General features: G+C 72.7%; 5 protein-coding genes. 4 read left to right on the top strand and 1 reads right to left on the bottom strand.

The window, feature by feature from the left end; genetic code table 11:
- A partial coding sequence (locus NH287_RS14655) for an FHA domain-containing protein (protein WP_253036203.1) occupies positions 1-506 on the top strand: 506 nt, incomplete at its 5' end.
- Positions 503-2,164 (top strand): serine/threonine-protein kinase, encoded by a 1,662-nt coding sequence (locus NH287_RS14650; RefSeq protein ID WP_253036202.1) that lies wholly within the window; start codon positions 503-505, stop codon positions 2,162-2,164. The genes NH287_RS14655 and NH287_RS14650, both read left to right, overlap by 4 nt.
- Positions 2,165-2,173: 9 nt before the next feature.
- Here NH287_RS14650 and NH287_RS14645 read toward each other — a convergent pair whose 3' ends face one another.
- The gene (locus NH287_RS14645) at positions 2,174-2,608 is read right to left on the bottom strand and encodes a recombinase family protein (RefSeq protein ID WP_217529910.1); all 435 of its coding nucleotides are present in this window, start codon (positions 2,606-2,608) and stop codon (positions 2,174-2,176) included.
- 120 nt (positions 2,609-2,728) lie between these two features.
- On the opposite strand from NH287_RS14645, the gene NH287_RS14640 reads away from it, so the two are divergent.
- Entirely contained in the window at positions 2,729-3,598 is an 870-nt protein-coding gene (locus NH287_RS14640) for a neutral zinc metallopeptidase (RefSeq protein ID WP_253036201.1), read from the top strand.
- A gap of 192 nt (positions 3,599-3,790) precedes the next feature.
- The coding region (locus tag NH287_RS14635; RefSeq protein ID WP_253036200.1) for a DEAD/DEAH box helicase at positions 3,791-5,087 on the top strand (1,297 nt) is incomplete at its 3' end.

Here is a 5,087-nt window from a genome sequence, read left to right as displayed (position 1 = left end):
CCGTCCTCGCGCCGTCCTACGGCCCCACCGGTCTGCGGCTGCCGCTGCCCGGCGCCGCCGAGCTCGGCGATCACGACGGCGCGACGGTGTCGGTCGCCGAAGCCCGCGCGATGCGCGCGGCATCCGCCTTCGACTCGATCGAGGACGTCCCGCCGCGCAGTCCGTCGCGCGGACGCATCCGCCTCGCCGACGGGCGGGTCATCGAGCTCGAGCGCACGGTCATCGTCGGTCGACGCCCGCGCTCGACCCGCCCCGCCGAGAACGAGCTGCCCACGCTCGTCGCGGTCGACGGACCGCAGCACGACATCTCGCGGAACCACGTCGAGATCCGCGCCGAGGGTGAGCACGTGCTCGCCGTCGACCTGGCGAGCACCAACGGCACCGTCCTGCTGCGCGGCGGACACGACCCCGTGCGGCTGCACCCCAACGAGCCGACCATGGTCATCGACGCCGACGTGCTCGACCTGGGCGACGGTGTCACGCTGACCTTCGAGGACCTGCCGTGAGTGCGAAGCGCGCTCCCGCCGCGCCGCCGCAGCTCCCCGGTTTCTCGTACGTCCAGGTCCTCGGCTCCGGCGGCTTCGCCGACGTGTACCTGTATGAGCAGGCCCTCCCGCGCCGTCGCGTGGCGGTGAAGGTGCTCCTCGCCGAGAAGATGACCAGCGGCGCCGTCGAGCAGTTCCAGGCCGAGGCGAACGTCATGGCGATGCTCTCGACGCATCCCGCCATCGTCACGATCTACCAGGCCGGGGTGGCCGAGGACGGCCGGTCGTACCTCGTCATGGAGTACTGCTCCAAGCCGAACCTGCAGGTGCGCGCCCGCTCGGCGCCCATCTCGGTCGCCGAGGCGCTCCGTGTCGGCATCCAGGTCGCCGCCGCGGTCGAGACGGCCCACCGCGCCGGCATCCTGCACCGCGACATCAAGCCCGCGAACATCCTGGTCACCGAATACAACCGTCCCGCGCTGACCGACTTCGGCATCGCGACGACCGCCGACGGCCGCGATCCTTCCGCGGGGATGTCGATCCCGTGGTCGCCGCCGGAGTCCTTCGCCGACACCCCCGAGTTCACGGTGCAGTCCGACGTGTGGGCGCTGGGCGCCACCGTCTACAACCTGCTCGCCGGCCGCTCGCCCTTCGAGGTGCCCGGCGGTCGCAACGGCGGCGCCGACCTGATCCGCCGCATCGAATCCGAGCCGCTCGCGCGTCTGGAGCGACCCGACGCGCCCGCGTCGCTCTTCCAGGTGCTCGAGCGGGCGATGGCCAAGCGCCCGGTGGACCGGTTCGAGTCGGCCGTCGCCTTCGCCCGCGCGCTGCAGAAGGTGCAGATCGAGCTCGCGCACTCGGTCACCCCGATCGACATCCTCGACGATGCGCCGCCCGTCGAGGAGCAGGAGGAGGATGGCGAGCTCACGCGCGTGCGGGGCATCGTCAGCATCGATCCGCACACCGCTCCGGCCGCAGGCCCCACGTGGGAGCGTTCGGCTCTCGCCGCCGGTTTCGGGACGGGCCCCGACGCGACGGTCCAGCGCGACACCTCGGGTTGGGCGCCCGGCGGCGCGCCCGCCGACACGGGAGCGGACGCCACCGTGCGACCGCCGACCGCCATCCCGCCGGCCGCGCCGGTGACGAGCGAGGCCGACGAGGGCACGATGCTGCGTGCCTCCCAGCGCACAGCGGCCACCCCCGCGGCGACGGGACCTGCGCCCGCGACTGCCACGACCGCGCCGCCGGCGCGCTCGCGCAAGGGGCTGTGGATCGGCATCATCGCGGCGGCAATCGTCGCGGTCGTCGTGGTCGGTGCGGTCCTCGTCGCCTCGGCACTGGCGCCACCCGCCGAGGTGGCGGACCCGCAGGAGACGACGACGACCGCCCCCGAGCCGCAGGACCCGGTGGCGGACTTCATCGCCGCGCCGGAGAAGAGTGACAACACGATCCGAGGCGGCGAGGTGATCTTCCGCTGGGTCAACCCCGATCCGCAGGAGGGCGACACCTACGTCTGGCAGCGGGTGCGGCTCGACGGCGGCGAGGCGGCCGCCGAGAACGTCGCGGAGACGAGCGTCGTCGTCCCGCTCGAGGGCGACACGCAGGTCTGCATCGACGTCAGCGTACGGCGCGAGAACGGCGCGACGAGCGACGCGACGCGCCTCTGCGCCTCGTCCTGAGGGGGCCGATCAGCCCCGGTCGAGGACCTTCACGATCACCGACCGGCGGCGCAGCTCCGCGATCGTCCGGGTCTCCTCGTGCGCGTCGCGCCCGAGCGCCTTCACGTCCGTGACGACGAGGACGTCCCCGGCGCCGAGGCGGCCGAACAGTCGCGTGAGCCGGTCCTCCCACGTCTCGCCGGTCTCGGGGGCGGGATGCCGGAACCCGGCGATCGGCACCCCGAACTTCGCGAGCGCCTCGCGCTGCGCGACGATGCTCGGCATGTCGGGGCGCGAGACGACGAGACCGACGAGCCGGGATCCGGCGGGCAGGGCGAGCCACCACTCGGGGCTCGGATCGACCGCGGCGAACCCCGGGGCATCCGTCATCGGGTCGTCGGGGATCGCGATGGTGCGCGACTCGGCGTAGTCGCCGGGTGTCGGCTGGTCGGCGTGTGCGTCCACGGTGATCTCCTCGCTCGCTCCCATTGTGTCCGATGACGGCGGTGCCGCGAATCCGAGCACGGTCGAGGCCGTCGCCGCAACCCGTTCCGCGCGCGGGATCGGCGGGCGTACCGTTCCGGCATGACCTTCAACCCGGATGCGGACGTACGGGGCTCGCGCGCGACCCTCCGCGGCGGCCGGGGCGCCGTGATCGCCGGCGGTGCCGGCGGCGCGGGAGCCGTCGTCGTGCTGCTGCTGATGCTTTTCACGGGGCAGGACTTCAGCGGCTTCCTCGGCGGGGGCGGCGGGGGTGGCACGTCCCCCGACCAGGGCGTCGTGGAGAACTGCGACAGCGGCGCGGACGCCAACGCGAACGACGACTGCCGCCTGGACGCCGGCGAAGAGGTCATCAACGCGTACTGGCGGAGCGAGCTCGACGGCTACGAGAAGCCGAAGCTCGTCCTCGTGGAACAGCAGGCGCAGACGCCGTGCGGCACGGCATCCAATCAGACCGGTCCGTTCTACTGCCCGACCGATCGCACCGTCTACATCGATCCGACGTTCTGGAGCATCCTGCGCGGCCAGCTCGGCGCCGAGGGCGGCGACCTCGCCCAGCTGTACGTGCTCGCCCACGAGTACGGGCACCACGTGCAGAACCTCCTCGGCGTCTTCGAGGAGTACCCGCGCGACGGTACCGGCGAGGACAGCAACGCCGTGCGCACCGAGCTGCAGGCCGACTGCTTCGCGGGCGCCTGGACCGCCGCCGCTCCCGATCAGACGGATGCCGAGGGTCGGCCGTTCCTCCTCGAACCCACGCAGGCGCAGATCGACGATGCGCTGAACGCCGCCGCCGCCGTCGGCGACGACCACATCCAGCAGCAGTCCGGGCAGGTGAATCCCGAGAGCTGGACGCACGGATCGAGCGAGCAGCGACAGCGGTGGTTCATGGCCGGGTACGAGGGCGGCCGCACCGCGTGCGACACGTTCGCGGTCCCGGCGGGGGAGCTCTGAGGGCCGCCGGAGGCCCCGACTGCTAGACTGGGCGGGTTGCGGCATCCTTCCCTGGTGCCCCTCGCGTCGTAGAACGCATCATCCGCTGCCGATCCATCGATCGTCGCCGGCGACTCCTTCTCACGGCGAACCCGTCTGCGCACTCGCACCCGGGACACCGATCCGGGCGATCACGCCCGAGTTAGCTCTCTCATGACTGAACCCACGTTCGGCACGCTCGGCGTGCCCGCTCCCCTCATCGCCGCGCTCGCCGCGGAGGGCAAGACCAGCCCCTTCCCGATCCAGGTCGACACCCTGCCCGACACGCTCGCCGGGCGCGACGTGCTCGGCCGCGGCCGCACCGGCTCGGGCAAGACGCTCGCGTTCTCGATCCCGATGGTCGCGCGCCTCGGCCAGGGTCTCGCCGGCGGCACCCGCCGCCGCGGTCGCATCCTCGGTCTCGTCCTCGCTCCGACGCGTGAGCTCGCGACCCAGATCGACCGCACCCTCGCGCCGCTCGCCGCGGCCTACGGCATGAAGACCGCCACGGTCTTCGGCGGCGTGAACCAGAACCGCCAGGTCGCGGCCATCCGCGCCGGCGCCGACATCGTCGTGGCCTGCCCCGGCCGCCTCGAGGACCTCATGCAGCAGAAGCTCGTGAGCCTGGATGCGGTCGAGATCACCGTCATCGACGAGGCCGACCACATGGCCGACCTCGGCTTCCTGCCGGGTGTCACCCGCATTCTGAACGCGACCCCGCAGGGGGCGCAGCGCATGCTGTTCAGCGCGACGCTGGACAACGGCGTCGACAAGCTCGTGAACCGCTTCCTGCAGAACGAGGTGCTGCACTCCGTCGACGAAGCGCACTCGCCCGTCGCCGCGATGACCCACCACGTCTTCCACGTGCCCGGCTCCGACGAGAAGAAGGAGCTCGTGCGCTTCCTCGCCTCGGGCACGGGCCGCCGCATCCTGTTCCTGCGCACCAAGCACGCCGCGAAGAAGCTCGCCAAGCAGCTGACGTCGCAGGGGATCCCCTCGGTCGACCTGCACGGCAACCTCTCGCAGCCGCAGCGCGACCGCAACCTCGCCGCCTTCTCGGCCGGCACCGCCCGCGTGCTCGTCGCGACCGACGTCGCCGCCCGCGGTGTGCACGTCGACAACGTCGAGCTCGTCGTCCACGTCGACCCGCCCATGGAGCACAAGGCGTACCTGCACCGCTCGGGTCGCACCGCGCGCGCCGGCGCCGAGGGCGCCGTCGTCACGATCGTCCTCCCCGAGCAGCGTCGCGACGTCGACCAGCTGCTGCGCAAGGCGTCGATCTCGGTCACGCCCGAGACCGTGACCGCGGCATCCGCGTCGGTCGTCGAGCTCGTCGGCGAGGTCGCCCCCCACGTCACGCCGGCCCCCGAGCAGCCGCAGGTCCGCGGTGGTGGGCAGAGCCAGGGCGCCAACGCGCAGCGCAAGCGCGCCGCCCGCGAGGGCCAGGGCGACCGCGGTCGCCAGGGCCAGG

Source organism: Microbacterium sp. CnD16-F, assembly GCF_024124465.1.
Taxonomy (GTDB): domain Bacteria; phylum Actinomycetota; class Actinomycetes; order Actinomycetales; family Microbacteriaceae; genus Microbacterium; species Microbacterium gawkjiense.
Note: the sequence above shows the minus strand (reverse complement) of the source record. Positions and strands in the feature narration are given on the sequence as shown.

Excerpts from the sequence above, each read along its gene's own strand:
- NH287_RS14640 (WP_253036201.1), top strand. The coding sequence starts at position 2,729 with ATGACCTTCAACCCGGATGCGGACGTACGGGGCTCGCGCGCGACCCTC.